The 26,728-nt window shown below is 56.1% G+C and carries 22 protein-coding genes and 1 pseudogene; 6 read left to right on the top strand and 17 right to left on the bottom strand.

The genetic code is table 11. The features are described from left to right. Positions 1–19: 19 nt before the first annotated feature. The 3 genes from ACY1JZ_RS05740 to nirB are packed head-to-tail and all read right to left on the bottom strand — an operon-like array spanning position 20 to position 3,697. The gene (locus ACY1JZ_RS05740) at positions 20–886 is read right to left on the bottom strand and encodes a formate/nitrite transporter family protein (protein WP_462628445.1); all 867 of its coding nucleotides are present in this window, start codon (positions 884–886) and stop codon (positions 20–22) included. A 44-nt stretch (positions 887–930) separates the two neighbouring features. Next, a complete protein-coding gene (gene nirD / locus ACY1JZ_RS05735; protein WP_462628444.1) occupies positions 931–1,245 on the bottom strand; it encodes a nitrite reductase small subunit NirD in 315 nt (104 codons plus the stop codon). A gap of 10 nt (positions 1,246–1,255) precedes the next feature. Further along, entirely contained in the window at positions 1,256–3,697 is a 2,442-nt protein-coding gene (nirB, locus tag ACY1JZ_RS05730; protein ID WP_462628443.1) for a nitrite reductase large subunit NirB, read from the bottom strand. 385 nt (positions 3,698–4,082) lie between these two features. Here nirB and ACY1JZ_RS05725 point away from each other — a divergent pair, with 385 nt between their 5' ends. Further along, positions 4,083–4,682, top strand: a complete 600-nt coding sequence (locus ACY1JZ_RS05725) for an ANTAR domain-containing response regulator (RefSeq protein WP_462628442.1) — start codon at positions 4,083–4,085, stop codon at positions 4,680–4,682. A gap of 58 nt (positions 4,683–4,740) precedes the next feature. Continuing rightward, complete coding sequence (locus ACY1JZ_RS05720; RefSeq protein WP_462628441.1) at positions 4,741–5,802, top strand: anthranilate phosphoribosyltransferase; 1,062 nt, start codon at positions 4,741–4,743, stop codon at positions 5,800–5,802. Between the two features lie 216 nt (positions 5,803–6,018). On the opposite strand, the gene ACY1JZ_RS05715 is transcribed toward ACY1JZ_RS05720, so the two are convergent. The 9 genes from ACY1JZ_RS05715 to ACY1JZ_RS05675 all read right to left on the bottom strand — a co-directional run bounded on the left by ACY1JZ_RS05715 (position 6,019) and on the right by ACY1JZ_RS05675 (position 15,173). Next, entirely contained in the window at positions 6,019–7,374 is a 1,356-nt protein-coding gene (locus ACY1JZ_RS05715; RefSeq protein ID WP_462628440.1) for a hypothetical protein, read from the bottom strand. A gap of 45 nt (positions 7,375–7,419) precedes the next feature. Further along, a complete protein-coding gene (locus tag ACY1JZ_RS05710; protein WP_462628439.1) occupies positions 7,420–8,670 on the bottom strand; it encodes a hypothetical protein in 1,251 nt (416 codons plus the stop codon). After that, positions 8,667–9,413, bottom strand: coding sequence for a hypothetical protein (locus tag ACY1JZ_RS05705; protein WP_462628438.1), 747 nt, complete (start codon positions 9,411–9,413; stop codon positions 8,667–8,669). Before ACY1JZ_RS05705 ends, ACY1JZ_RS05710 begins: the two co-directional genes overlap by 4 nt. A 50-nt stretch (positions 9,414–9,463) precedes the next feature. Further along, positions 9,464–10,750, bottom strand: a complete 1,287-nt coding sequence (locus tag ACY1JZ_RS05700; RefSeq protein WP_462628437.1) for an SPFH domain-containing protein — start codon at positions 10,748–10,750, stop codon at positions 9,464–9,466. 460 nt (positions 10,751–11,210) lie between these two features. Beyond that, positions 11,211–12,038 (bottom strand): hydroxyethylthiazole kinase, encoded by an 828-nt coding sequence (gene thiM, locus ACY1JZ_RS05695; RefSeq protein WP_462628436.1) that lies wholly within the window; start codon positions 12,036–12,038, stop codon positions 11,211–11,213. Between the two features lie 219 nt (positions 12,039–12,257). Next, positions 12,258–12,869 carry an alpha/beta hydrolase gene (locus tag ACY1JZ_RS05690; protein WP_462628706.1) on the bottom strand — a complete coding sequence of 204 codons (612 nt, stop codon included), beginning with the start codon at positions 12,867–12,869 and terminating at the stop codon, positions 12,258–12,260. After that, complete coding sequence (locus ACY1JZ_RS05685) at positions 12,869–13,816, bottom strand: ring-cleaving dioxygenase (protein WP_270166671.1); 948 nt, start codon at positions 13,814–13,816, stop codon at positions 12,869–12,871. The genes ACY1JZ_RS05690 and ACY1JZ_RS05685 overlap by 1 nt, the downstream gene beginning before the upstream one ends. 69 nt (positions 13,817–13,885) lie before the next feature. Next, positions 13,886–14,527, bottom strand: coding sequence for a nitroreductase family protein (locus ACY1JZ_RS05680; protein WP_462628435.1), 642 nt, complete (start codon positions 14,525–14,527; stop codon positions 13,886–13,888). 205 nt (positions 14,528–14,732) lie between these two features. Next, on the bottom strand, positions 14,733–15,173 hold the full coding sequence (locus tag ACY1JZ_RS05675; protein ID WP_462628434.1) for a MarR family winged helix-turn-helix transcriptional regulator: 441 nt from the start codon (positions 15,171–15,173) through the stop codon (positions 14,733–14,735). A gap of 448 nt (positions 15,174–15,621) precedes the next feature. Between ACY1JZ_RS05675 and ACY1JZ_RS05670 the strand changes: the two genes are divergently transcribed. Beyond that, positions 15,622–16,071 (top strand): universal stress protein, encoded by a 450-nt coding sequence (locus tag ACY1JZ_RS05670; protein ID WP_270166674.1) that lies wholly within the window; start codon positions 15,622–15,624, stop codon positions 16,069–16,071. A gap of 364 nt (positions 16,072–16,435) precedes the next feature. Then, positions 16,436–17,713: pseudogene (locus tag ACY1JZ_RS05665) on the top strand (copper amine oxidase N-terminal domain-containing protein); the annotation flags it as partial. Positions 17,714–18,557: 844 nt separating this feature from the next. On the opposite strand, the gene ACY1JZ_RS05660 reads toward ACY1JZ_RS05665, so the two are convergent. The 4 genes from ACY1JZ_RS05660 to ACY1JZ_RS05645 form a co-directional block, all read right to left on the bottom strand. Beyond that, positions 18,558–20,258 carry a methyl-accepting chemotaxis protein gene (locus ACY1JZ_RS05660; RefSeq protein ID WP_462628433.1) on the bottom strand — a complete coding sequence of 567 codons (1,701 nt, stop codon included), beginning with the start codon at positions 20,256–20,258 and terminating at the stop codon, positions 18,558–18,560. Between the two features lie 308 nt (positions 20,259–20,566). Then, on the bottom strand, positions 20,567–20,845 hold the full coding sequence (locus tag ACY1JZ_RS05655; protein WP_462628432.1) for a hypothetical protein: 279 nt from the start codon (positions 20,843–20,845) through the stop codon (positions 20,567–20,569). An 18-nt stretch (positions 20,846–20,863) separates the two neighbouring features. Further along, entirely contained in the window at positions 20,864–21,256 is a 393-nt protein-coding gene (locus tag ACY1JZ_RS05650) for a helix-turn-helix domain-containing protein (protein ID WP_462628431.1), read from the bottom strand. After that, positions 21,250–21,681, bottom strand: coding sequence for an AraC family ligand binding domain-containing protein (locus tag ACY1JZ_RS05645; protein ID WP_462628430.1), 432 nt, complete (start codon positions 21,679–21,681; stop codon positions 21,250–21,252). Before ACY1JZ_RS05645 ends, ACY1JZ_RS05650 begins: the two co-directional genes overlap by 7 nt. 253 nt (positions 21,682–21,934) lie before the next feature. Here ACY1JZ_RS05645 and ACY1JZ_RS05640 point away from each other — a divergent pair, with 253 nt between their 5' ends. Then, positions 21,935–23,110, top strand: coding sequence for an MFS transporter (locus ACY1JZ_RS05640; RefSeq protein ID WP_462628705.1), 1,176 nt, complete (start codon positions 21,935–21,937; stop codon positions 23,108–23,110). Positions 23,111–23,282: 172 nt separating this feature from the next. Here the strand turns inward: ACY1JZ_RS05640 and ACY1JZ_RS05635 are convergent, their stop codons facing one another. Next, positions 23,283–24,950: a ribonuclease J gene (locus tag ACY1JZ_RS05635; protein ID WP_462628429.1), complete on the bottom strand. Its 1,668-nt coding sequence runs from the start codon at positions 24,948–24,950 to the stop codon at positions 23,283–23,285. A 428-nt stretch (positions 24,951–25,378) separates the two neighbouring features. Here ACY1JZ_RS05635 and ACY1JZ_RS05630 point away from each other — a divergent pair, with 428 nt between their 5' ends. Then, a complete protein-coding gene (locus ACY1JZ_RS05630) occupies positions 25,379–26,713 on the top strand; it encodes an ABC transporter substrate-binding protein (protein WP_462628428.1) in 1,335 nt (444 codons plus the stop codon). The last annotated feature ends 15 nt before the right edge of the window (positions 26,714–26,728 follow it).

Here is a 26,728-nt window from a genome sequence, read left to right as displayed (position 1 = left end):
ATGTGTTCTCCACCGCCTCTCATAGGCTCTTCTCCACAGCCTGGAGCGGCTGCAGCGACTCCGTCTTGCGCCCCTCCTGACTGCTGCGGGCAATGGTCGCCGTCTTCGTATTATGGGACAGATAGAACAGCATACCTGTGAACAGCATGCCGCCGATAAAATTGCCCACCAACACCGGAAGCTGATTCCACAGCCACCAGTCGCCCATCGTAACATCCGCTCCGAGCATCATGCCTGCGGGGATGACGAACATATTGACCACCGCGTGCTCGAAGCCCTGAGCGAAAAAGGTGAGAATCGGCAGCCACATGGCTACAATTTTGCCTGCGGTAGACTTGGAGGTCATCGCCATCACAACGCCGAGCGTCACCATCCAGTTACATAGAATCGCCTTAATCACTACCAGCCCCATGCCGCTTGCCCCCATCGTCTTGTAGCCAAGCGTCTTGGTCTCGCTGATCTGGATCAGCATCTGAACTAGCGGGTGGCTCATATCCGTGCCCATCTTTGTAATCGTCAATCCGTACAGCACCGCATATACAGCGCAACCCAGCAGATGGCCGGCGATGACCCAGAAGTAGTTCGCCAGCATGCCGCCAAGCGATGCCCGGCGCTCTATCACAGCCAGCGGGATGAGCGCGAAGCTGCCGGTCACCAGCTCCAGGCCGAGGAGGACGATCATGACGAACCCGACCGGGAAGATGACCGCCCCCGTCAAGCCGATCGAGGTCTGGCTTGTCGCCGTAAAAGCTAGTGTGGTGGCACAGGCCAGAATGGCACCGGCCAAAAATCCCCGGACGAGCATCTGCTTCACGCTAAGCGCTGCCTTGCCGCCACCTGCCTCGATCATGGTGTCTAATAGCTCGGTTGGCTTAACATAGTCCATATCCATTCATCCCCTTGACAACAATGTATGAGGCCTTGAGTAGGTTACAGCTTGATAAATACGCTGCCACTAGCACGATCCACTTCAGTAGGGTACGTGGGAACACAGCCTTCATCCGGCTCATGTACCTGTCCTGTATGCAGATCGATACGCCAATCATGGAGCGGACAGTGCACCGATGAGCCGCAGACCATTCCCTCCGACAGCTTGCCGCCCTTATGCGGACAACGATTTTCCACAGCCCGAATGGTGCCGTCGCTTAAGCGAAATACCGCCAGCTCTGTATCCCCCACGTGCAGGATGCGTGCGCCCTTTGCGTCAATGTCCCCGATGTCTCCAATCTTCACCTTGTTACTCATGAGCGGCCTCCTAACCTGTCACTGGCTGCACATCTGCCAGCGGCTCGAAATTTTTACGCAGATGTTCGTGTTCAATAATTTCCCGCCATGGATCGCGCGTATGGCTCAGCGTCTTCTCGATGCGTGCTACCAGCGCAGCCCGGTCCTCTGGCTTCTCCAGCGCCGTCTTCACCGCATCGAGTCCGACACGCTCCACCCAATGCGCCGTCCGCTCGTTCCAGCTCGCATTCTCCCGGTAATATTGCAGGAAAGCTCCGGTCCATTCCACCACCTCATCCTCGGTCTTGACGGTGCAGAGCAGCTCTGAGGCTCTGACCTTGATGCCGCCATTGCCGCCAATATACAGCTCCCAGCCGCCATCGATCGCGATGACCCCCAGATCCTTGATCGTGGACTCCGCGCAGTTGCGGGGACAACCGGACACTGCCAGCTTCACCTTCGCCGGCGCGTCGAGACGCTCGAATGCCTTCTCCAGCCGTATGCCCATCCCGATCGAGTCCTGCGTTCCGAAGCGGCAGAACGTGTTGCCAACGCATGTCTTGACGGTACGAAGCATCTTACCGTAGGCATGCCCCGAAGGCATATCCAGCTCCTCCCATATCTTCGGCAGGTCTTCCTTCTTCACACCGAGCAGGTCGAGGCGCTGTCCCCCGGTGAATTTGACCATCGGCACATCGTATTTCTCCGCGACAGCCGCTATCTTCTTCAGATCGCTCGGAGAGGTCACACCGCCATAGATGCGGGGCACGACCGAGTAGGTACCGTCCTTCTGAATGTTGGCATGGTACCGCTCATTCGTGAATCTGGATTCCTTCTCATCCTGGTACTCACCCGGCCACAGCATACCCAGGTAGTAATTCAACGCCGGACGGCATTTGGAACAGCCCTCAGCAGTCCGCCATTCCATCACATGTATAACTTCCTTGACGGAGCGAAGCCCCATCGACTGGATGCCCTCCACGATCTCCTCGCGAGTATGCGTCGTACAGCCACAGATTCCCTCCTTCATCGGCTCGCCAGCCGCATCGCCGGCATAGAGCTGGAGCAGCCCCTCCACCAGTGGCTTACAGCCCCCGCAAGAGCCTGACGCCTTCGTACAAGCCTTGATGTCCGCCACCGTGTTGCAGCCCTTCTCCGTAATCGCCCCGGCGATCGCCGCCTTGGCGACCCCGTTGCAGCCGCAGACGATCTCGTCGTCTGGCATCGCCGCCAGCCGCGCTGTCATAGAGCCGCCGACATTGCTTGAACCGCCGCCATAAGCCGCGCCAAGCAACAGCTCCTGCTCGCGCCCCTCCACAGACTCGCCGCTGCGTATGAGCGAGAACAAGGAGGCGCCATCTGTGGTATCTCCGAACAGCACAGCCCCCATCAGCTTGCCGTCCCGCAGCACAAGCTTCTTATAATAGCCGTTCACTTCATCCTGGAACCGCAACGAGCGCGTTCCCGGCGCATCCCCATATTGTCCTGCGGAGAAGACATCGACACCGGACACCTTGAGCTTGGTTGAGGTGACCGAGCCTTTATAGCCAGCCGTCTCCACGCCTGCCAGCCGCTTGGCCAGCACCGCGCCCTGCTCATACAGCGGAGCAACCAGGCCATAGGAGATGCCGTTATGCTCGGCGCACTCGCCTACCGCATAGATATGAGGCTCACTCGTTTCCATGAAATCATTGACTACGATTCCGCGCTGAACCTCAATCCCTGCAGAGCGAGCCAATTGAACATTGGGCCGGATGCCGACTGCCATGACGACCAGATCGCAAGCGAGCTGACTGCCATCCTGAAACTTCAGCCCCTCCACGCGCTTCTTGCCTATGATGCCTGCCGTCTGCTTCTGCAGGAGAAACTTCATGCCCTGCGCCTCCAGCTCCCGCTGCAGCATCAGCGCCGCTGTCTGGTCAAGCTGCCGCTCCATGAGATAGGGGTTGATGTGAATAACGCTGACATCCATACCCAGATGAAGCAGGCCACGGGCTGCCTCCAGGCCAAGCAAGCCTCCGCCGATGACAGCCGCTCGCTTGTAGCGGCGCGAAGCCTCCATCATCGTCTCGCAGTCCTTGATGTCACGGAAGCCGATCACCCCTTCCTTATCCGCGCCGGTAATCGGCAGCATGAACGGATTGGAGCCTGTGGCAACAATTAACTCGTCATATCGCACCTCGCGACCGCGCGCAGAGCGCACGATTCGGCGGCCCTTGTCGATCTCAGTCACGGCATCTCCCGTGTACAGTTGGATACGGTGCTCCTTATACCAATCCCAATCGTTCATAATGATTTCCTGCATATTCGCGCCGCCTGCCAGTACGGAAGACAGCATAATGCGGTTGTAATTCGGATGAGGCTCTGCCCCAAACACTGTTATTTCATAAGCTTCCGGAGCCAGCTTGAGTACATTCTCCAGCATGCTGATTCCCGCCATCCCATTGCCTACCAGCACCAGTTGTTTCGCCATTCTCGCTTCCTCCCCCTCGTTGAAGCGTCCCGCTCTGCGGTACGTCGTCTCTGACTTCCTTCAGATATACAGCCTCAAGCACGCAAAAAGCCTGCTTCGCACACGGAACTTCATCATCCGCAGTGCTCGAAACAGGCTTCATTGCCAGTTCACCGGGCACGCCATTGTGCCCGTGAAGCTATGTGGTTAAAGTGGATGGCTTAACTATAATACACACCAAAACAATATGTCAATATATCTAACATTAAAAATCACTACCTATTCAAAAAACTGTGATTTGTGTTATATTAACTAACAAATACAATGGAGCTTCTGCGCTCCACGCTGCCGCCGCGATGCCACGCATCAGGCAGAACGCTTGCAGGTTGAGGAGGCTTGATTTCTTATGCGTTCTTTGTTTATTATACATCCACAGGACCAGGAAGCCACAGCCAGTCGGGATCAGACATCACGAGCAGAGCAGCCCGAGCACCGACTGGCAGCCTTCGGCTACCATGTCGTCATCTCCCGGAACGGAGCAGCTCTGGAACCGGCATCGCTTGATGCGGATGCTGTAATCCTGCATCTGCCGCTCGGGGAGATCGGCGCATGCAGCGCCAAGCTGAATGCATTACGTCCTCTTCCATTGCTATGGTGGTGCTCTTCTGTCACTGCCGCCGCCTCGGCTGCATTTTGCGAGGATGAGCTGCTAATAGACGGCATTCTGGCTCCCACAATGGGCGAGAGCGAGCTGCATTGGGCGCTGCATCTGGGCGCCAAGCACTTCATGCAGCGCCAGCAATGGGCACAAGAACGCACCGAGCTGCTCTCTCGGCTGGAGGAACGCAAATGGATTGATATGGCGAAGAGCATTCTGTGCAAGGTGAACGGCATTTCCGAGGCTGAAGCCTACGATATGCTGCGCAAGCGGGCCATGAACGACCGCAAGCGAATCGTCGATGTAGCGACCGCCATCGTGCAGGCGCATCACATATTAAAGGCCTAGTCGGTGTGATACGATGATATAGTAGAGAAATAAGGAGAGAAACAAGGAGGTCGGACATATGATCCACTGGCTCAAAGAGATCGGGCGCGGCAAGCGTGGCGCTCGTGATTTAACCTATGATGAAGCGTTGCAGGCTGCAGATGCCATCCTGACCGGCAAGGCTACCCCGGCGCAGATCGGCGCCTTCTTCCTCGCGGAACGCATCAAGATGGAGAGCGTCGAGGAGCTGGCAGCCTTCGCAGACATCTGCCGCAGCCATGCGGCGCGCACTGTTCACCCCGGCAGCCTCGACTGCGCCGGCCCTTACGATGGACGGGCGAAGTCCTTCATGGCCACATTCGCCACCGCCTTTGTGCTGGCGGCTGCAGGACAGCGCGTGACCCTGCACGGTATGCCCTCGCTTCCTCCCAAGTGGGGCGTGACACCTGTCGATTTGCTGCGCGAATTGGGCGTAGACGCCGCCACCTTGCCCATAGAGCAGGCAATACGCACAGCTACAGATACCGGCGTGCTGTTCGCATCCGCCGAGCAATGGTGTCCGCCGCTGCTCAGCCTGCGGAGCATCCGGGAAGAGCTGGGTATGCGTACCGTGCTGAATACAGCAGAAAAACTGGTCGATTACGGACAATCCCCCTACATCGTATTTGGCGTGTTCCACAATACGGTGTTCGAGCGCATGTCATCCCTGATCAGCCGACTCGGGTACGAGCGCGGGCTGATTGTGCAGGGCGCAGAAGGATCAGAGGACCTCTTCATCCATCGTCCGACGCGCACCTACCGGGTCGAGAACGGCGAGGCGCACCTGCAGGTCATCAACCCGGAGGCATACGGGCTGGAGCAAGAGCCGCCGGAGCTGGCGTGGGATGCGCCGCTGCAATTGGCGACCACACGGGAGGTACTGCAGGGGACAGCCCATATGGCGTTCGTCCATCAGGTGCTGCTGAATGCCGCCGTCCGCCTGGAGCTGACCGGGCGAGCCAGCTCGGTCGAGGAGGGCATCTACACATGCAAAGCACTGCTCGACAGCGGCGAGCCCTGGCGACTGTTCCAGCGTTGGCAGCAATCGCTGCAGCCCAAGACGGCGGCAGATGGTGTCGCACAGCAGGCGCTTCAACCGTAACTACCTAAGCGCCATAACGCTATTCGTTTCTTGGAGCGCATCATACCTATGCCTGTATACCGGGGACGGAACTCTAACACTGATTGTTGCCTGCTTTGATCCGCAGCCGACTGCACTGCCCTGTAGGGGCGATACAAGAACCCGCTTCACCACAGCATACGAAAGGCCGGCCAGAACGCATAGACTGCGATCCGTTGCCGGCCTTTCATCATGTGGTTATCGTGATGGGGACGGACTCGCTTGACCCTCCCCGGAGTAGCTCATACCCAGACCGCAATAGTCGCACTCGGTTACTTCGCCCGGGTGCAGCAGGCGCTGGGCTCCGCAGCCCTGACATTTCTGGATGCGCGGCGCCGCTGATTGTCCAGGCGGGCGCGACGCCGCGCCTGCCGCAGCACCTGCTCGCACACCTGCTGCTGACGCCTCCCCGGACGAATCGGTCGCTGCTGCGTTCTCTTCCTCCCCGGCATAGGACTCCGCTCTTGAACCGGGAGCGGATAGGCGTCCCATCCCTTCATCCTCCCCGAACAGCCCTACGACCTTAACTTCTGCATCCACATAACCCGGGGGGAGAAGTCGATGAAAAAACATGTAGCGCAGCTCGTGAATTACCCTCCATTCCCGTTCCACGCTCATTGATGCTTCCCCTGTCAGCTCACGCAAGGACACTCTGCCCCGCTGCAGCAGAACCTCCTCGAAGTGTATGGCCGCCCCCTCCAGCTTCCGATGCTGCTGCCTGGCAAGGACGAACAGCGCGACTGCCACACCCATCGCAAGTCCATAGACAGTCAGCACTCCTCCCAGGGCATCTCCCATGCGATAGCTATTCAGACTGAATAATGTGAACGTGACAATAACCATATACCCTAGCGTCCGCCAATCCTCCATGCGCAGATAGCTATATCTCCGATTGCTCAGGAAGCGTATTACCCAACCGACCAGCCCAACAGGGAAGATTAATAAAACCAGCAGCGTAGTTGACCCATTCTGCGCCTTGAGCACCGCCGTTGATAGTCTGCCGCGTCTAGCAGCGCGGTCTTTCTTATTCTGGACGGCGCACAGCGTACCATCGGGCTCGCGTTGCAGCCATACCTGATGCTCCTCCACTTGAATGGAGCAAGGAGGAAGCATACGCGCTACCGCCATATACTCCAGCTCATTCAAGAGGCGAATCGAGTTAGACTGGCCGCAAGCAGCCAGCCTGGACAGCGACACCCGCTCGTGTGCCTGAAGCAAGCGTGCATAGCTTTCTGCCCGCTTGTCTATACCGTGGTCCTCCCGCACACTGATTACGATCATGATCAGGCCGACCGCCAGATGAATCATCGGATCAAAGGCGGGCTCTAGAGGGAATGCCCTGTTCGTGTAGCCGAAGCTCCATACGAATACGATCAACGCGCCTACTGCCCAGTCCTTCGCTCTTAGATGCGGGTAATTGCTGCTATGCAGCAGCCGCAGCACCCACAGTCCAGCAGCAACCGGCGCTGCGAAGATCGCGATTATAGTAAGCAGCCATCCAGGAAGCCACGTCCGTACACGACGCACATCCTTCACATGAGTATCTGGTCTCACATGCCTCCTCCGTTCTTCCTCGCGGCATTTCTCTCGTTGGCAGCCTTATCCGCTATAACTTAGCTCCATGCCACAATACTCGCATTCCTTCACGTCGCCAGGATGGAGCAGCCGCTTCGCTCCGCAGCCCGGACATTCCTGATGGCGCGGAGCACGCGCGGCACCACCGCCGTTCGCTGCTCCCTGCGCCTCGGATGTGCCTTGCACACGTGGTGCATCCTGTCTGGCTCGATCTGAGCTGGCTGCCGTCTGTTCCATCTCGCTATTGTCGTACAGATAAGCCACCATTCGCGAGCTATCCACCTCTCCGACTGGAAGTAGCTGCCGCTGAAACATGTAATACAGCTCATTCATGACCGCTTCCGGGCTCATCTGCACTCGATTCCCCATCGCCGCAAGGCTGGGATAGGTCTCCTGTTCGAACATCTCCGCATATACCTTACTGCGGCCAATCAGCGCCTTCTCCTCCACCTTGGTTCTCCAGAACAGCAGTCCTCCCGTCCCTACTACCACAATGAGCAGGATGATCGTACCAACCATTGCAACATTGGCGATCAACATATACAAGACTGCTGCTGCTGCTGAGATGGCGGTTCCCATTCTGAGGTCTTGAATCTGTAGATAATTCCGCTTGTGATTCAACAGATAACGAGCGATGCACAAAATAATCGCAACTGGCCATAAGAAGAACAACAGCAGGATGATCGTATTCGAGAGGTTCTGATCCTTGACGACAGCCTGAGATTCACGAGCTCTGTTCACAGCACGCCCGCTCTCTGGAATCATCTGACTGCCCGGCTGGGAGAAGGCCGTGTCCAGCTCCACCCATGCCCGATCCTTCCGAAAATGAATAAATCCCCTCGGCAGCTTACCCGAGGCGAATAAATGCTCCAGTTCGTTCATCAGGCGCGTCATGCTGTATTCCCCATACTGGCTTAGCTCAGCGAGCGAGGCGCCTCCGCGCTCGGCTAACAGGTTGTAGTAGGACTTCACACGCTTCTCGTTCTCACTCTTCTGAATGATTCCCCTTAGCACCAACACGATGCCCAACGCAATATAGAGCCACATCGGGGCAATCAGCTTGTCGCCCATATCCATACTGGTATACGAGGCTCCCCAATAAATCAGAATGACGCCGCCCCAGATCCAATCCGACGCTCGCAGGCTTGCGTAGTTGCTGCTGCCGAGCATGCGCAGCACCCAGACCCCGAAGGCTACCGGTGCATAACCGATGGTCAGAATGATAAAAATCCAATGCAGCCGCCGACGTATATATCGAGCATCCTTGATAATCATGACTTTGCACCCTTCAATTCCATATTGCGCTGCGTCAAGCTGTGGCTGATGTCTTCAATCAACCCGTAGATATGTTGCATCGTCGGGTCTGGGTCCTCCTTGGTTGGCAGCAAGCGCACACTGTCGGATAGCAGACTGAGCTGCTCCAGCATGCGTCGCTCCGTGTCAGCAACGGCCGGATGGGAGATCGGATCGCTGAAGCGCAGCTCCTCCTCCAGCTTCGTCAGCCGCAGCCGCAGCGGCTCATGGGACGGATGCCTCCATGTATCGAGACTTTGCTTCACCTTCAGCACACTGAGCTGCATCTGCTTCCAGTCCTGCAGCGCTGCGCGCGTCTGCCCTTCGCTGCCTGCGGTATGCCTAGTGAACAGCCCGGTCACAATCAGCAGGATGACCGCTCCAATCAGGGTGATCAGATGAACCAACAGATACTTCATCGCAGACAGGTCAAGCCACAGGCCAAAGAACAGGATGTGGAACAGCACCACACCCCCATACAGTACGATGACCGCGCCTGAAGCCGCATAGCCAGGAACCATCCTCCCTGCTTGTCCGCCGCGGGCAAGCAATGTTAGCGTATAGAGCAGCGCCATCGTCTCCACTGCCCCCATCGCGCCCAGTGACAGCCACCATTGCGGCAGCAGCCACGCTTCCCTGAACAGCAGGAATACCCCCGTTGTCATCGCAAGCAGCAAGCCGTAGATCACCAAGACCCACAGCGCAGCATTCCCCCTCTTTTGCATCTATGCCCCTCCTCATCTCTCCATCTGGCTTTTCATCGCATCCGTTTCCGTTAGTCGAGCTTATGTCCACATTCCAGGCAGAATTTCTGTCCTCGCTGCACCTCATGTCCGCAAGCGCTGCAGCCCAGTTGGAGGCTTGAGCCGCACTCGATGCAGTGCTTGCCGCTATGCGTGATTGCAATGCCGCAGGATGGGCAGCGCACATTCAGCCCGCGACCGCACTTGGAGCAGCTTGCTGCCGATTCCGCATTATCGGTTCCGCAGCCGGGACAGGGATGGTACCGGTCGCCACAATGTCCGCAGAACTTGGAACCAGCCATCAATGGCTGACCGCAGTTGCTGCATGGATTCGCAGGCGGAGATGCCGCCTGCAGCGTAGTGCCGCAGCCGATGCAGAAGCGTGCCCCCTCCGGGTTGGACATCTGGCAGGAGGGACAGGGCCGTACAGGACGTCCCGGGTCCATCGACCCGGACAACTGTCCCATAGCCGAGCCGAATGCCCCGCCGACGCCATAGCCCATCCCCAGACCAAGCCCCGCCCCCATGAGCGCCGAGCTGCTGCCGCCTTCATTGCGGGCGGCTCCCTCCAGCGTATCGAAGGTACGCTCCTGTTGGTACGTGTAGCCGAGAATATCCATCTCCGCCCGCTTCGCCAGCGCATCCCGCAGCCTGGCCGTTCCCGGATCATCCTCTGGCGTATTGATCGACTCCACGTAGAAATGGGTGAGACGAATACCGAATTCGGCAAATGCCGGAACGAGGCGCTGCTCAATGTGCCGGGATATTTCTCCCATATATGCGCTGATCTCAAGCAGGCTGATCTGTCGATGAACGAGATAGCCTGAGATATACTCCAAAATATTGGACATCAGCACCCCGCGGAAATGCTTCACAATCGCGGAGGTATCGAATTGAGGGAGCGTGCCGTTCAGCTTGAGCAGAAACTTGCGCGCATCCTCTACCTGGATGCCGAATTGCCCGAAGGAACGGACAGAGATCATAATTTTGTAACGCGGGTCCTGAAGCTGCAGAGGCTGAGCCGTCCCCCATTTCACATCCAGATTGACCGCCTTGTTAATGAACCACACCTCTGCGGCAAAGGGCGAATCGCCCCCAAACGGCAGATTGACGAGGTTCGATAATATCGGTATGTTGGCTGTGCTCAGTGTATGCCGCCCTGCTGCCAGCAGGTCCAGCGCCTGGCCGTCCTTGAAAAACAACGCCTCCTGCGTCTCATTGACGATTAACTGCGTCCATGTGCCCAGCTCCGTCTCGGGATATTTCCAGGCTAGCACATCCGGTGCTCCATCATATTTCACCACTCTGATTATCGCCATGATAACTCCCCCATCTATATGTATTTACACGTATACAATCCTACTGTAATTCCTGTGAACACGCGGCTCTTAGGCCTATGCCCTTCTCACTCATGCCATGCTTGCCCTTGACCTGAATCGGACAGACCATCCATTCATCTTCTAATAAGTACGAATCTTCAGGATATAGGATTCATTTACTATTTCGAGACGACACCAGACTTTTCCTTTCGACATTATTCTTTTTGCAATCGCCCCCTGCCTCATCCCGCATGACCCACTACCTGTGCTTGTCCGTGTGCATCCAAATGGAAAGCCCGAGTCGCAACGACTCGGGCTTTCACCGTACAACAGGTCTTCCAGAAACAAGACGCTTCCATCCACAGATAACATCCATCTTCAACATCCGGGTGGTGCTCTGCCACAGACAAAGTCCCTTACCCCGTCAGCATTACCGCCTCATCCATTATGAGGGTCTCCTTTACGCTCTTGCGTCCAGCTTCGCATGACGCCATATCAGATCACTATCCAGACGACTCGCCGCATCGATAATACCGATATGGAAGGAGCCGCTCCCCCGCCCCGCAGACGCCTCCGCTGCCAGCTCTCCGGCGATGCCCATCGCCATAATCCCGCCTGCCGCCGCCAGAAGCGGATCATGCTCTACCGCGCAGAATGCACCGACCAGCGTCGAGCACATGCAGCCTGTGCCGGTAACCCCCGACAGCTCCGGCACACCGTTGCGGATCAGCACGGTGCGGCTGCCATCTGTAACCACATCGACCGGCCCCGTCAGCCCGATCACGCACCCGAGCTGCCGCCCCGCCAGCTCAGCCGACTCACGCGCCGCTGCCGCACTGCGAGCCAGGTCTGCCTCGGAGGCATCCACCCCTGCGGCCAGCGACTCCAGCCCCGCCGCGAAGCGGATCTCCGACAGATTGCCGCGCAGCACGCTAATCTTCACCTCTCGCAGCAGACGCTCCACCGTCTTGCCGCGCAGCGCCGAGGCCCCTGCTCCTACCGGGTCAAGCACGACCGGAATGTTCCGTTCATTAGCATACTTGCCCGCCAATAGCATCGATTCAACAGTACGATGGTTCAAGGTGCCCACGTTCAGCACGAGTGCGCCGGCAAGCGAGACGATGTCCTTCATCTCATCGGCCTCATCGGCCATGATGGGCGATGCGCCAATGGCCAGCGCGATGTTGGCGCAGTCATTTACCGTCACATAGTTGGTAATATGATGCACAATCGGCTTGGATGCACGCAGCGTCTCCAGAGAATGGGCAATGGCAGGTACGATATTCATATGCAATCCTTCCTCTCTCCTTAACTAGTGTCCTTCGCGTACCACATGACTGTACTCCATGTGACACCTATAGAACACGATAACTATCTATAGCATAGCGGGTACGAGCCCTATGTGACAATGATGCGCCGCACACCTCTTGAACATGCTCCTGCGAGCGAACAGCCGCGCAGAAATGACGAAGAGGAGCACTCCGCGCTGCGGATGTGCTCCTCCCATTCAAGCAAACTGACGGCCGAACCATGCAGCCGATGCGGCCACCTCGGATGCGGTCAGACGATGCCCCGCCGATTCCCAATGCACCGCCACCTCCGCGCCAGCTCCAGTCAGCAGCGTCGTCAGCTCCTCCGTCTCTGCCGGGGAACAGATCGGGTCATTGGTACCCGCCCCGATGAAGATCGGCACGCCGTGGAGCTGCGGCAGCTCCAGCCCTCTGAGCGGCACCATGGGATGATGGAGGATCGCACCAGCCAACGCATCGGCATAATGGAACAGCAGGCTGCCCGCAATATTCGCGCCATTGGAATAGCCGACGGCGACGAAGCGGCTGCGATCCAGGCCGTATTCTACAGCGGCCTCATCCAGGAATTGCTTCATCTCCCTGGTGCGCAGCTTCAGATCCTCGATATCGAATACCCCCTCCGCCAATCTGCGGAAAAATCTCGGCATCCCGTTCTCCGACACATTGCCCCGGACACTCAGCACCGCCGAGGACGGAGACAGCTCCTGTGCCAGCGACAGCAGATCACGCTCGGTGCCACCCGTCCCGTGGAACAGGACGAGCACCGGCGCCTGGACATCCCCAGGCTGATAGATATGCTTATGATTCATCATTGATCCCCCTCCAATACCCGTACCTCGAATGGCTCCAGATTGCTGACAATCGCCGCCCGTTGCGGCTCATACCACGGCGGCAGCATCAGCTTCCCGCCCAGTGTCTCGCTTGGCTCGTCACGGGCAAAGCCCGGCGGGTCAGTCGCAATCTCGAACAATATGTCTCCGCCCTCGCGGAAGTAGAGCGCATTGAAATATTGCCGATCAACAATTGGCGTTGGCTGCAGTCCGCCTGCTTGAACATGCTCCCGCCAAAGCTTATGGTCAGCGTCGTCCACCGCACGCCATGCGATGTGATGCACCGTACCAGCTCCGCCTACGCCGCGTGGCACCGGCCCCAGCTTGACATCAATCAGATTGCCCAGCTCTCCCGTGGCTCTGAAGCGTAGCATGTCGCCTTCCTCTGCTGTCCGCTCCAGCCCCATCACCTGCTCCAGCACGCGAGCCGTCTCCTGCGGAGCCGAGCTATACAGAATCGCGCCACCGAAGCCTTTGATCGCCTTGTCTGCGGGCACTCCACCGAAGGCCCATTCGCTAGCGGCTCCCTCCGCCCGTTCAACCAGCTCCAGTTGCAGACCATCCACATCCTCCAACTGTATATAGTGCTCGCCGAAGCGCTCCGACTTGCGGAACGTCACGCCCAGACGCTGCAGACGCTCCTCCCAGAAGGGCAGAGCCCCTACCGGAATCGCGTAGGTCGTAACGCCGACTTGACCGCTGCCTACCCTGCCCTGACGGGAATGAGGCCATGGAAAGAAGGTAATAATCGTACCCGGGCTGCCCGCCTGGTCGCCAAAGTACAGATGGTACACCTCCGGCGCATCAAAATTGATGGTCTGCTTCACCAGACGAAGCCCGAGAATACCCGCATAAAAATCTGTTGTTTTCTGTGCGCTTCTAACAAAAGCCGTAATATGGTGAATACCTGCTGTACGTTTCGTCATCGTATATTCCTCCCTGGAATGTGAATATAGCTGCTATCTTCTATCTTCTATCTTGCCCTCGGGCAGACATCAAAATGAATTGAAGCTGACAAATTCACGAGTCGGCTTGCGGTAGCCGCGAGGACGCTGGCTCGCCGTGTCCTCCTTGCCGAGTGCGATAATCAGAGCCGGAACGTAGTTGTCCGGTATATGAAGAGCCGCGCGCAGCGCCTCCGGGTCGAATCCGATCATCGGACAGGTGTCCCAGCCTCTGTCCTTGGCGATCAGCATGAACAGCATCGCCGACAGGCTGGCGTTGCGTATCGCTTCCTCACGCTTGAATACGTCGCCGCGCTGCTCATAGAATTGCTCGACCGAGCTGACCGTCATGTCGTACTCCTGCTTGTTGAGGATGCCCAGATGCATCAGACCCTCATTAATTCGGGCCGCATCCTTGTACGCTTCGGTGTTGCCGAGCACCACGATTACCGCCGATGCGCTCTTTACCTTATACTGCTTGCTGGCCGCCTCATACACCTGCAGCTTGACTTGCTCATCCTTCACCACCAGGTAATGCGCATGCTGCAAATTGAAGGCTGAAGGCGCGAACTTCGTCAAGCTTAGCATGTCCTCTATTTCCTTATCTGGTATCTCAATACCCGTAATAAATTTCGCGGCCGAACGGCGTCCCCGTACTAGCGTCTCAAAGCTGGATTCGTTAGAGATGGTCATGTCGATCTCTTCCTCTCATGAATGGAATGTGCTGAAGTGCAGGTGTTGAATGAAGGTATGGAACAAATGATTGTTCTGATGCGCGTGTATATTTTTGAGAATCTTAAAATTAAGATATAAGGCAAATGGTAGCGTCTATCGCCAGTCCTGCTGCAAGTGACTGCTTGCATGTCAGGCCAGCGATGCGCCTGCAACGACCGCCAGACTAGAAGCTCTCCTGCGCCGACTTCCCCAGCTTCTTGAGCAGCTTAGCCGCCTCCTGCTGCTCCTGCTCCGTCAAGCCAGATACCGCGCGCTGGATAATGTCCACATGGCCGGGGAATACTTCCTCAATGAATTGCTTCCCCTTCTCCGTAATCTCCGCATACGTGAGGCGGCGATCCACGGTACAGGCTCTGCGGCGGGCAAGCCCCTTGTTCTCCAGCTTATCGACCACATACGTAATGTTGCCGCTGCTCATCAGCACCTTCTCGCCGATCTGCTGTATGGGCTGCTCCCCCTTATGATACAGAAGCTCCAATACGCCGAATTCAGTGCGGTTCAGACCCATACTTTTAATGTCGCGGTCGACATGGGCATTCACCCACTGGCTGGCGCGGGACAGAGCAATAAACAGGCTCAGCGCTTCATTTCTGCTAGTCTCCACGACCACACCCCATTTCATTTGTATCATCTCGAATTGAATTATCTTGATTTAAAGATAAATCATTTCAAGACATATGTCAACCCCTAAATTTGCAATCCGGCAGTGACCTCGGCCGAATTACCGACTACCTCCTTGATTTGTTGAGTTGAATTAATTTAAACTTAACTCATCGATATTATTGGATATTAAAAGGAGAATCGAACGATGCTGCTTGCCATCGCTCGGGAGGCCGTCAGCCATAGCTTCTGACTTACGTTCCACTCGGTGTATGCTGTGCAGCAGGGTGGTAGCCTTACGCGAATGCCGCTTCGCAAAGTGTTCATAAGTCGACCGGATGTTCGAGACATCCGTGCGGAAGCACTTGCTGCGGATCAGGGGAAAGGAGTACGATGGTAAGGAAGGCAACGGCCTGGGGAATGAATCACAAAGCATGAAGGAGCTGAAGCGAATGTTCACGAAAATTGTCGTCGCGATTGACGGATCGGAAATGAGCCATAAGGTGCTGGATACCGCCTTTCATCTGGCTAAGGAGCAGCAGTCGGAGCTGAACGTTGTCTATGTCGGCAAGGAGGCGGGCGCGAGCACAGCGGCCTTCGTAGGCATGACGTATGTACCGGAGGATTATTTTACAACGATGATCGAGGAGCTAAAGCGGGAGGGCGAGCAGATTCTTCACCGGGCAGCAGCACTGGCGGAGCAGTCCGGCATCCAAGACCTCCGCACCTACTACATGACCGGGGACCCCGCTCAGATGATACTCGATTTCGCCCAGCAGCAGAGCTGCGATCTGATCATCGTCGGCAGCCGTGGTCTGAGCGGCATCAAGGAGCTGATGCTCGGCAGCGTCAGTCATAAAGTCTCTCAATATTCTAAATGTCCGGTGTTGATCGTAAGGTAACGATCTGTTCAATGGGGAGGATGGCTGAAGCGCCATTCTCCTTTTTGGCATGGACATCGAAAGGGCGTATCCTTACGTATCCCTCCCTTCCGGCTTGAATGTCAATGTCACTCGACAATAATTGCACTCGCCCATAGGAAAATATACCCATTCATTAATAAAACATAGTATAATACTACCATTCTACTGAAATGGAAAGGGTGTCCTTTACTTGAAACGTATTATAGCGCTATGTGTGGCTTGCTGTATCCTGTTAGGAGCGGCAAGCACCCTCCCAGCAACATCCGCCCAAGCGGCGGGAAATCCGGGAATTGTAGATATTGTGGATGACGAGAACATTCTGCTGAAGGATGGGAGCGTATGGATGAGTGTAGCCAACGGCTCCAAACTCAATAACGAGTTCAAACTCGTCGATATTGAGCCCGGCCTAAGAGGTTATCTCGGGCTGACTGAGGATGGCAAGATTGTGCAATGGGGCTCCAACACGGAGGGCAAGCTAACACTTGTACCCGGCGCAACTGGCGTCGTTCAACTGGCAGAGGGGTACTGGTTGAAATCAGATGGTACGGTCTGGACGGTGGAGGGTCAGGTGAAGGAGCGCAGCAACATTGTACGTATTGCGTCTTCGCACAACATTCTGCTCACGATTGATCGTGATGGTGCACTGCGCCTCGGCGGCTGGAAGGAGCCTCTAGGCCACATCACAGATTGGAGCAGCATTACAATGGCGGCTGTCAGCTGGGATGGGTCAAATCCCAGTGCTGCTATATTAGACAAGAACGGTGAAGTCACTCTGTATGATCCATTAAGTTTTGATGATAACCTGAAGGTTAAACCGAAATTGATCGCCTCCGGCATCAAGAGCATAGTGTATTCAGGACGGAATTTAATCCTGCTTAATAACGACGGCACGCTGTCCAAAATATCATATTTTGATCCAATAGAGCCTCTGGAAGGTATCGTTGGCGCAGAGAAGCTCGTATCACCTTATTACTATCGGTCTGAATATAACGCCGACTATTATTTTTTCTTGAAGCTCAAGAGTGGGCAATGGAAAATCGTAAGCAGCAGAGGTTCGGCAGACGTAGATCTCCCACATATATCCAAGTTTGAATTTTCTGTTGATACCGATCATATCCGCGTTGGGGGCAAAACTAAAGCAACCATCTATTTCTACCCATCCAACGGTTCCAAGGAACAGCTCCCGTTATCACAAGCAGATATCCGTATAGAGAAGCCGCATCTGTTCAAGGCGAATGCAGACGGCACGCTGCAGGCGACCGGGGTTGGGCAGAGCCAGGTAACCGTCATGATGGGAGGGTTGTCCCAAACCGTCACATTGACTGCGAGCCTTGACACCCCCCTTGATGGTGCCAAACAAATCAGCGGCGTCACCTACCTTCCACTGAAGAGCGTGTTTGAAGCGCTGGGCGGGAAGATCGCCTACAATGCTGCCAGCAAGTCGTTCCAAATCAAGGTAGGCAAGGACACGATCGTGCTGACTACGGGGAAGGCATCCGCCCAGGTGAATGGCAAGACCATCACGATGAACGGTGCTGTCCGAGTAGAGGACAGTCAGACCGTATTTCCCGCAGCATTGCTATCCAAGGCGCTCGGCGCCAAGCTGAAATGGGATGCATCATGGCATACTATGGAAGTGTCGATGGGGAACGGAAGCCTGTTGGTGTACAGCGACAAGACCTACCGACTGATCAAGCGGAAGGAGCAAGGCGACCTGTACAACTGGATTGGCAAAACGTTCTGGGCGAATCATTTTGAGGACAGGGAACGCTTCAGCAAGCTCACCATTACCGATATTGAACCCAACTACCGGGGACTATTCCAGATCATCTTCAAAACCGGCGGCGGCTACACGGTAGTGAGCGATCAATACAGCGAATCGTATATTACCAGCATGCTGAAGAGCAGCTACTACTTCCTTAATTACGATCCTTATAAGACATACAACTGGTCTAGCTCTACCTGGGCCACAATTAGAGCAGAAAAAATCTCTATCGGCATGACCAAGGAGCAGGTCAGGTTATCCTGGGGAGATCCGTACACGACAAGCGTGGCAACCTCCTCCCGAATAACGATCGAAACTTGGGGTTACCGTGACTTCACTTATGTCACCTTCACCAATGGCAGAGTATCATCTATCTATACGTAATGTATCCCATTCGGATGTAATCTTCACAGCGCACTAGCTCAGCAGCAGCATCTCTTACAAGGGATGGATTAGACCTGAGAAACGGGGCTCTCATTTCATGTTGAGGTGCTGACCAGCCTCTCGAAACGATGAGCCCCTTCTCCAATACAAGGTTGAATGGCAGACCACGAGAACACGTTCTATCTCATGCTGTACAGTAACCCGCCGCTCCATAGGACTGCCTGTTACGGGTAGTATAATATCCGCAGGAAAAGAGGGGGAATGCAGCCATGGCACTGTTACCCCAATGGCCGCTTGTGCCGCAATACTTGTCTGCTTATACCTTAAACTTTCCGATCAGTTGGTTCAAACGCTCGGCCATCACCGACAACGACTGTGCCGATGCCGTTATCTCCTGCATCGAGGAGAGCTGGCCTGATGCGGACTGCGCAACATGCTCCGTGCCCGCCGAAGCGCTAACGGCAATAGAGGAGACCACCGCGATGGAATGGGCAATCTGCTCCGTGCCCGCCGACATCTCCTCCGAGGCGGCAGACACTTCCTCAATCTGTCCGGCTACCTCACTCACCGACTGCTGAATATCTGCAAAGGTGTCGCCAGCAAGCCTTACGGCGGCGATTCCGTCTGCCACTTCGCGCTCCCCGGCTTCCATCAGTTCCGCCACCTGATTCATATCGTTCTGCATAGAGCCGATGAGGGCAGCGATCTGATCAGCAGAGGCGGCCGACTGCTCCGCCAGTTGGCGAACCTCGTTGGCGACCACCCCGAATCCCTTGCCGAGCTCGCCGACGCGGGCCGCTTCGATCGCGGCATTGAGCGCGAGCAGGTTCGTCTGTCGGGCAATACCTGTAATGACGCCCACTATGTCGCCTGCCTTGCGCGACCTCGTCCCCAGCCCTTCTACTGCCCGCGCCAGATTGGAGACGGTTGTTCCCACAGATTGCATCTGGCCAATAACTGCCTGCACGCGCAGGTTGCCATTGGAGGCCAGCTCCGCCGCGTGGACGGCCGTACCTGAAACCATCTCGGCATTGGCAGCAATATGCTGCACACTATCCGACAGTTCACCGAACGATTTGGAGTTTTCCTCAAGACTCTGAGCCTGCTTCTGCGCGCCCTGCGCCAACTGCTCGGCTGTCGCGGCAATCTGCTCTGCATTGCCGCGAATGTGCTCAGAGCCGGCGGTCAGTTCCTCTGCTGCAGCAGCTACATGCTCCACTCCTTGGCTAACTTCGCCAATCAGACGACGCAGGTTACCCGCCATCGTATTAAAGGAAAGCGCCAGCTCCCCTATCTCATCGCGATTGTTCACAGCCAGCGGCGGCGCGCTCAGCTCCCCTTCAGCGATCCGTTGAGCCGCCAAAGCCATGGAATGGATCGGCCGGGAAATCTGCCGGGAGATCAGATAAGCTATCGCGGCGCCGACGACTATGGCTACTAAGACCAGTACCGTCACAAGAGCAATACCGGCGGATGAATCCTGCTGCGATTGCTCCAGCGCCGTGTCCATCAGTTGCTTGTTCATCTGAGTCAGCTCCCTGATTTTCTCCAGCACGCCGCCAATGTAGGTTTGCAATTCCTCTGCCGCCTGAGCGATGCCCGACTGGTTGCCAGCCTGATCGTAGCGGTATAACTGCTCCAGCTTGCTCGTCATTGCGCTATGTATCTCCAGCAGTTGCTCTGCCAGCGTCCTCTGCTCCTCCAATGGCGCCAGGGAAATGTATGTCTCGCTGGAGGTTTGCAGCTCGTTCAGCATCGTCTTGATCTGCTCCGATAATTGCTCGCGAGCATCGCTCTCTTCGGTCATCACATATTTCAGAGCCAGCCGTTCGGTGTTAATAATGGCAGCCGTCATTCCTGACAACAGCTCTGATCCCGGAATCCACACCTCCTGTACCTCATTAGCCTGTATTCTCATATCCTGCATTCTACTTATAGCGATCCCACCTACGAGACCCATCAGCAGCAGTACACTCATAAATCCAGCCAACAGCTTCTTACCGACCGTCATTTTCATCGTTTGATTCCCCCAAGCAGATTGGATTAGCAGCTATATTCAGCCTCCATAGGCTGGTTAATTATACCTCCTACTTTAGTCTTATTACCTTAAACCAATCTGAAACGAGTATAGGGTCGATACATAATGACTGTTGCCCTCTTGCGCTGCTGGAAGCTCATTAGTCACTGGCTTCAGGTCATTCATTGAAATCATGGCACAAGCACACCAATAAGGCCGCTGCGCCTGAAGAAGTGTTCCTTCCTCAAGCACAACGGCCTCGATCTTGCGGCATCCATCCGGCTCAAGCAGCCTGTACAGTCCGCGACTTAATCCAAATATCCGGCGATCCCCTTCTTCACCAGAAAGTCCATCTCGCTCTCCAATATCGTTTCCACTGTCAGCTCGTCCAGCTTCATCCCCGGACGCGCAAGCACATAGTCGACCAACTCGTCGATGTCGATGTCGATCTCTCCCTTGCTGTCCTCCTGCCTGCTGTTGACGTAAGCCTGCTCATGCTGGAGCACCTGCTTTATATCGGCGGTGGAGGCCCCCGACTTGTCTGCTATAAATGCGATAAGCTCTTGCTCATTGTACTGCTCGCTCATTAGGCTCAGCTCCCTGGTTTAATGTATAGATGGGCGATATTGCTGGCGATAGTGATCCGGCGACATCCCCCAGAACTTTGAAAATATGCGATAAAACGGGCTGATGCTGGAAAAGCCCACATGAAAGCCGATGTCCGTCACCGTCTCCTCCGAATGTCTCAGCAGCCTCGCCGCCTCCTCCATACGCAAGCGCAGCACATATTGATAAGGCGTCTGGCCGGTACGGGACTTGAAGGAACGGATGAAGTGATAACGACTTTGCAAGGCTAAGGCCGCCAACGCATCAAGACTAACCTGCTCCCGATAACAATCATGAATATATTCCAGCACCCGCCGAATATGGACATCCTCGCTTCCCAGGCGCAGGCGGCTCCATTGATCCGCTTGCTGCGGCTCAGCGGCTCCTAGCAAGCGGCGAATATACTGTAGCGCCTCTGCTTCTTTTCCTCCAGCGCCATCTGCTCAGCCGGAGTCGGCCCGAACAGCCCGGCTGCCCAGTCATGGAAGAAGCTCGACAGCTCCTGCGGATTAAACTGCTGCCGCAAGGCATATTCTCGCCCTGCTCCTCCCTCCTCCTGATGCAGACCGCGCTCATTGGCGATGATGATGATCAGGCCGTCACCCGCTTCCAGTTGCAGAGAGTGCCGGTCACGCGGATGCAGGACTAGCCCTTCCCCCACACCAAGCACCCAGTGCCTGTTCTCATGCGTGAAGCTGCAGCGCCCCCGCACAGGAACCGTAATCTGGAACTGCTGCTCATGCAGATGGGGCACATTCTCAAAGCGATTCTCGATTCGGTGCAGCTCTAGCTGCGACAGCTCGATCTTCATATGCATCCTTCATCACCTTCGTTCATTATAGCAAATATTGCTCTCATTCCAAGCAACTTTCGTAATGCAACGAGGGGTGTGGCGCTGTACGATGAGGGAAATAAAATATCATAGAACAGGATGTTGTCACATGAACAAGCTCGTACCCCCTGCATCCACAGCACATGAATCTGCTGCTGCGAGCGAAGCGCCCCGTATAACGGATCAGAATGCTGCGTCCGTATCAGCCAGCGCACCCGAGGCTGTCCCGGCCGCTGCGATGACGGTGCTGCTGGGTGTCAGCACCGCTCACCTGCTTAATGATGCGATGCAGTCCGTTGTACCGGCTGTCTTCCCGCTGTTCCAGCAAAGCCTGCAGCTAAGCTTCACCCAGATCGGCTGGATCGCCTTCACCCTTAATCTGACTGCTTCGATCCTGCAACCGTTGATTGGCGCCTATACCGATCGCAGACCGACACCCGCTCTGCTCCCGGCTGGCATGCTGTTTACGCTCCTGGGCATGGTCTGCCTTGCGCTTGCTCCCTCCTTCGGCATGCTGCTGCTCGCCGCAGCGCTGATCGGAGTCGGCTCCTCCGTGCTGCACCCGGAGTCATCCCGGGTCGCACATCTGGCCGCAGGCCAGAAGAAGGGGCTGGCACAGTCGATCTTCCAGGTCGGCGGCAATACAGGACAAGCACTGGCGCCGCTCATGGTGGTATTCATTGTGATGCCGCTCGGCCAGCGGGGCTTCCTATGGTTCACGCTCCTGGCAGTCATCGGCATCGTCGTCCAGTCGGTTATCGCCAGATGGTACGCCGGAGCGCTGCAGCGGTCGGCGCAGCGTCGGAGAAGCAGGACGCCTGGCAAGCTGGCTCCCAAGCCGCTTAGCAAGCGTTTCACCATTTACGCCATGTCGATTCTTATATTAATGTTATTTTCGAAATTCGTATATTTGGCTAGCATGACCGGTTATTATGCCTTTTATTACATGGAACGTTATGACTTGCCGCTGTCCGCCGCACAGATCTGTCTATTCGCGCTGCAATTCGCAGGCATGGCAGGCACGTTGCTAGGGGGGCCGCTCGCCGATCGCTTCGGTCGGCAGAGGATGATCTGGTTCTCCATATTGGGAACCGCCCCATTTTCCTTGCTGCTGCCCTATGCCGGCCCGACGGCCTCGGTGCTGCTCTGCATCGTGATTGGACTCATCCTGATGTCCGGGTTCTCCGTGATCATCGTCTATGCCCAGGAGCTGCTGCCAGGCCATATCGGCACTGTTGCCGGCCTGCTCTTCGGCCTCTCCTTCGGTCTGGGCGGACTCGGCTCCGTGCTGATGGGCTGGTTAATGGATATTCACGGGGTAACCATCATGATTCAATGGTGCGCCTATCTCCCTCTGCTCGGGCTGTTCGCGTTGCTGCTCCCCAAGGATAGCGAGCTCATCCGGCAAGAGTAGCCGCAGGGCGGACGAGGCTGCCTGTTCGGATTCATCAGATGTTCAGGCTATTACGCCAATTACTACGCATATTACGGGGATTACGGCTATCAGGGCGAGGCCCACAGCCTCAGACGGCTCAAGGCATAGAGAGCGCGGCTTCCAGCATGTCGAGGCCGCGCTCCCTTCCTTGTTACACTTCAATAATAATCGGTACAATCATCGGCCTCCGCCCTGTCTCCCTGTACAAGTAGTGACCCAGCTTCTCCTTCAAGCTCTGCTTCATCATGCTCCACGAGATAGACTTATCCCCGAGCAACGACTGCACGGCCTCTCCTGCAAGAGCATAAATATCTCGCATCAGCTCTTGGGAGTCCCTGACATAGACGAAGCCCCTCGTAATAATATCCGGGCCGGACAGTACCTCTCGTTCATCCTTGCTCAGCGTGACGATCATGATCAGGATGCCGTCAGCAGCCAACTGCTTGCGGTCGCGCAGGACGATGCTGCCCACATCACCGATGCCCAGGCCATCCACCAGCGTATTGCCTGACGGGATGTGATCTCCAAGCTGTGCACGACCCTCCTGCAGCTCCACGGTCTCTCCATTGTCCAGAATAAAGATATGCTCCGGCTTCACACCGACGGATTCCGCCAGCAGCTTGTGCCTGTATAGCATCCGGTATTCGCCATGCACCGGGATGAAGTACTCAGGCTGCATCAGGCTCAGCATCAGCTTCAGCTCCTCCTGGCAGCCATGCCCCGACACATGCAGGCCTGTATCGCCTCCATAGATCACTTTGGCACCCAGCATGTACAGGTTATCAATCACCTTGGATACGTTCTTGGTGTTGCCGGGAATCGCATTCGCCGCCAGAATGACGGTATCGCCGGGTAGAATGTCCAGTTGCCGGTGCGTCGAGCTGGCGAGCCGGGCAAGAGCAGCAAGCGGCTCCCCTTGGCTGCCGGTACATAGAACAGCTATCTGCTCGGGAGCATAGCGCTCCGTCTCGTCCGGCTCGATGATGAGCTGATCTGGCACTCTCAGATATCCTAGCTGCCGTGCCACCTGAACGACATTGACCATGCTGCGACCCAGCAGTACTAGCTTGCGGTTCGTGTGTACAGCAGCATCCACAATCTGCTGGACACGATTGACATTCGAAGCGAAGGTCGAGATGAATACCTGCTGTGTTGCTTGCTGGAACGCCTCCAGGATATGCGCGCCAACTACACGCTCTGATGGCGTGAAGCCGGGCCGTTCGGCATTGGTGCTCTCAGATAGCAGCAGGGTGACACCCTGCTTGCCGATCTCTGCCATCCGGTGCAGATCCGGGTATTGCCGGTTCGCGGGTGACAGGTCAAACTTGAAATCTCCGGTATGTACGACCGTGCCTGCCGGTGTCCGCAGGACGATGCCCAGACAGTCCGGGATACTGTGATTCGTCTGGAAGAACTCCACCTGGATCGCACCAAGCGAGAGCCTGGAATGCGGCTCAATACGGTTCAGCTCCGTCCGCTCCACCAGCTTATGCTCCACCAGCTTCACCTCGATCAGGCCAAGCGTCAGGCGGGAAGCGTAGATCGGCACGTTCAACTGCTTGAGCAGATACGGGATGCCTCCGATATGGTCTTCATGACCATGCGTGACCAGCAGCGCTCGTACCTTTTGCACATTCTCCAGCACATATTTCACATCCGGGATAATCAGGTCGATCCCCGGCAAGCTCTCATTCGGAAATTTGGAGCCGCAATCGATAAGGACAATATCCTCCCCGTATTGCACCATATACATATTTTTGCCGATTTCATGAACACCGCCCAGGGCGGATACGATTAGCTTCCCTTTCGTTCGTCTCATGTGTGCCCCCTGTTGTTCGCGTTATACCGTAGTCCTCCTTAATATTAGGGAAACCGTTTCATTTCATACATGACCCTCTAACTTGCGCCTACTTCCACGAAGCCCTCTCTTGTCCATAGCGGCTTCTGCTCAGCGTGCCCTGTCATTCTGGTGGGAGAGCATCGTGTATAATGGAAGACGAGACGTTAAAATTTTACCTGAATAGTTAATATTCTTTCATGTTCATTCGATTGTAAACGCTTTAAAATCTAAACTATACACACTGCACAGCAGAGCTCCCGCCTAGAGGCCCGCAATGTGCTAACAGTGAAACCTGAAACTCGACTTATTCAGCGTCTATAACTGCCAAATGACACGTGAATGGTTCATATAGACGATGTGGTGCCTGGCATTCTTCATAGCCTGTTGCAAAGGAGGTACGAACAACGATGAACAGCCTACTAGACTTCCGCGCACCGAAGGCGATGCTCGCACTCCTGGTGCTGGTGCTTGCCTGTACCGCCTGCCTGCCTGGCGGCGGCTCTTCATTGCCCAAGCCGGTGGACAAGGCCTCGACAGAGCGAAGAATTACGGCATACATGGCGAAAAATCCGCTCGTCGAATCGTTGAAGGCGCATCTGCCGGAGTTCGAGCAGGCGACAGGCATTAAGGTCGATCTACAGAGCCTGACCGATGTCCAGCTCAGTCAGAAGCTGTCCGTGCAGCTATCGGTAGCCAGTCCGACGCCTGATGTCTTCATGATCCGTCCACTGGAGGAAATCCAGCTATTTGATAAGAACGGGTGGCTTGCAGAGCTGAGCGACTATACGGCAGAGGACCCGCTGTATGATGTAGCGGATTTCTCCAGTACAGCTATGGATTCGGTGACCATCGGCGGCAAGCTGCTGTCGATTCCTCTATCAACCGAGCAGCAGATTCTGTATTACCGCAAAGATCTCCTCGCGCAAGCCGGGCTGGAGGTGCCCAAGACACTGGACGAGCTGGCTGCAGCGGCAGCAAGGCTGCACCGTCCGCAAGAGGGGGTCTATGGCTTTGTCGCCCGCGGTCAGGCGAATGCGCTCGTGACGCAGCTCTCCTCCTTCATCTACTCAGAGGGAGGAGATTTTCAGCAAGGGAACACGGCCACTCTCCACTCCGCCGAGACGATCCGGGGTATGAAGCGCTACATCGACCTGCTGCGGAGCTATGGCCCTGCGGAGGTGCTCAAGATGAGTTGGCCGCAGGCAGCGGAATTTTTCTCCCAGGGCAAAGCCGCCTTCTTCACCGATGCCAGCGCCACCTATTCCCTGTTCACGAGCGGACGGTCTCTCTACGCAGACAAGATCGGCTACGCGCTATTTCCAGCGGGATCGGCAGGAAGCAAGCCCTACAGCACGACCGCATGGAGCATCAGCCTCAATCCGAAGTCCGCTCAGCCGGAAGCATCATGGGCATTCATCCGCTGGGCCTCCAGCAAGGAGCAGGTGCTGGAAGCGCAAAAGATCGGCAACCCCGGCGCACGCAATTCGCTATGGACGATTCCCGAGGGAGTGTCTGGCTTTCCGGCTGAGCTGATCCCGATCATTAACGGCTCCATCCGTAGCGGCATCAGCCATGATCGGCCCAAGGTCATTCATGTGAAGGAGGCACGGGACATCATCGGCAACATCGTCGTGCGCGGTATCCTCGGAGAGGATATTCAACATGCAGCGGAGCGGGCCAACGAGCAATTCCAGACTTTAATCGATCGCGAACAGCGGGAGCGGGAGTGGGCGCAGGAGTGAGAGCCGTCATCATCA

Source organism: Paenibacillus sp. J5, assembly GCF_054955055.1.
The sequence above is the reverse complement of the archived record's forward strand: the minus strand, read 5'-3'. Positions and strand labels throughout refer to the sequence as shown.

Excerpts from the sequence above, each read along its gene's own strand:
- ACY1JZ_RS05740 (WP_462628445.1), bottom strand. The coding sequence starts at position 886 with ATGGACTATGTTAAGCCAACCGAGCTATTAGACACCATGATCGAGGCA.
- nirD (WP_462628444.1), bottom strand. The coding sequence starts at position 1,245 with ATGAGTAACAAGGTGAAGATTGGAGACATCGGGGACATTGACGCAAAG.
- nirB (WP_462628443.1), bottom strand. The coding sequence starts at position 3,697 with ATGGCGAAACAACTGGTGCTGGTAGGCAATGGGATGGCGGGAATCAGC.
- ACY1JZ_RS05725 (WP_462628442.1), top strand. The coding sequence starts at position 4,083 with ATGCGTTCTTTGTTTATTATACATCCACAGGACCAGGAAGCCACAGCC.
- ACY1JZ_RS05720 (WP_462628441.1), top strand. The coding sequence starts at position 4,741 with ATGATCCACTGGCTCAAAGAGATCGGGCGCGGCAAGCGTGGCGCTCGT.
- ACY1JZ_RS05710 (WP_462628439.1), bottom strand. The coding sequence starts at position 8,670 with ATGATTATCAAGGATGCTCGATATATACGTCGGCGGCTGCATTGGATT.
- ACY1JZ_RS05705 (WP_462628438.1), bottom strand. The coding sequence starts at position 9,413 with ATGCAAAAGAGGGGGAATGCTGCGCTGTGGGTCTTGGTGATCTACGGC.
- ACY1JZ_RS05700 (WP_462628437.1), bottom strand. The coding sequence starts at position 10,750 with ATGGCGATAATCAGAGTGGTGAAATATGATGGAGCACCGGATGTGCTA.
- thiM (WP_462628436.1), bottom strand. The coding sequence starts at position 12,038 with ATGAATATCGTACCTGCCATTGCCCATTCTCTGGAGACGCTGCGTGCA.
- ACY1JZ_RS05690 (WP_462628706.1), bottom strand. The coding sequence starts at position 12,869 with ATGAATCATAAGCATATCTATCAGCCTGGGGATGTCCAGGCGCCGGTG.
- ACY1JZ_RS05685 (WP_270166671.1), bottom strand. The coding sequence starts at position 13,816 with ATGACGAAACGTACAGCAGGTATTCACCATATTACGGCTTTTGTTAGA.
- ACY1JZ_RS05680 (WP_462628435.1), bottom strand. The coding sequence starts at position 14,527 with ATGACCATCTCTAACGAATCCAGCTTTGAGACGCTAGTACGGGGACGC.
- ACY1JZ_RS05670 (WP_270166674.1), top strand. The coding sequence starts at position 15,622 with ATGTTCACGAAAATTGTCGTCGCGATTGACGGATCGGAAATGAGCCAT.
- ACY1JZ_RS05660 (WP_462628433.1), bottom strand. The coding sequence starts at position 20,258 with ATGAAAATGACGGTCGGTAAGAAGCTGTTGGCTGGATTTATGAGTGTA.
- ACY1JZ_RS05655 (WP_462628432.1), bottom strand. The coding sequence starts at position 20,845 with ATGAGCGAGCAGTACAATGAGCAAGAGCTTATCGCATTTATAGCAGAC.
- ACY1JZ_RS05645 (WP_462628430.1), bottom strand. The coding sequence starts at position 21,681 with ATGCATATGAAGATCGAGCTGTCGCAGCTAGAGCTGCACCGAATCGAG.
- ACY1JZ_RS05640 (WP_462628705.1), top strand. The coding sequence starts at position 21,935 with ATGACGGTGCTGCTGGGTGTCAGCACCGCTCACCTGCTTAATGATGCG.
- ACY1JZ_RS05635 (WP_462628429.1), bottom strand. The coding sequence starts at position 24,950 with ATGAGACGAACGAAAGGGAAGCTAATCGTATCCGCCCTGGGCGGTGTT.
- ACY1JZ_RS05630 (WP_462628428.1), top strand. The coding sequence starts at position 25,379 with ATGAACAGCCTACTAGACTTCCGCGCACCGAAGGCGATGCTCGCACTC.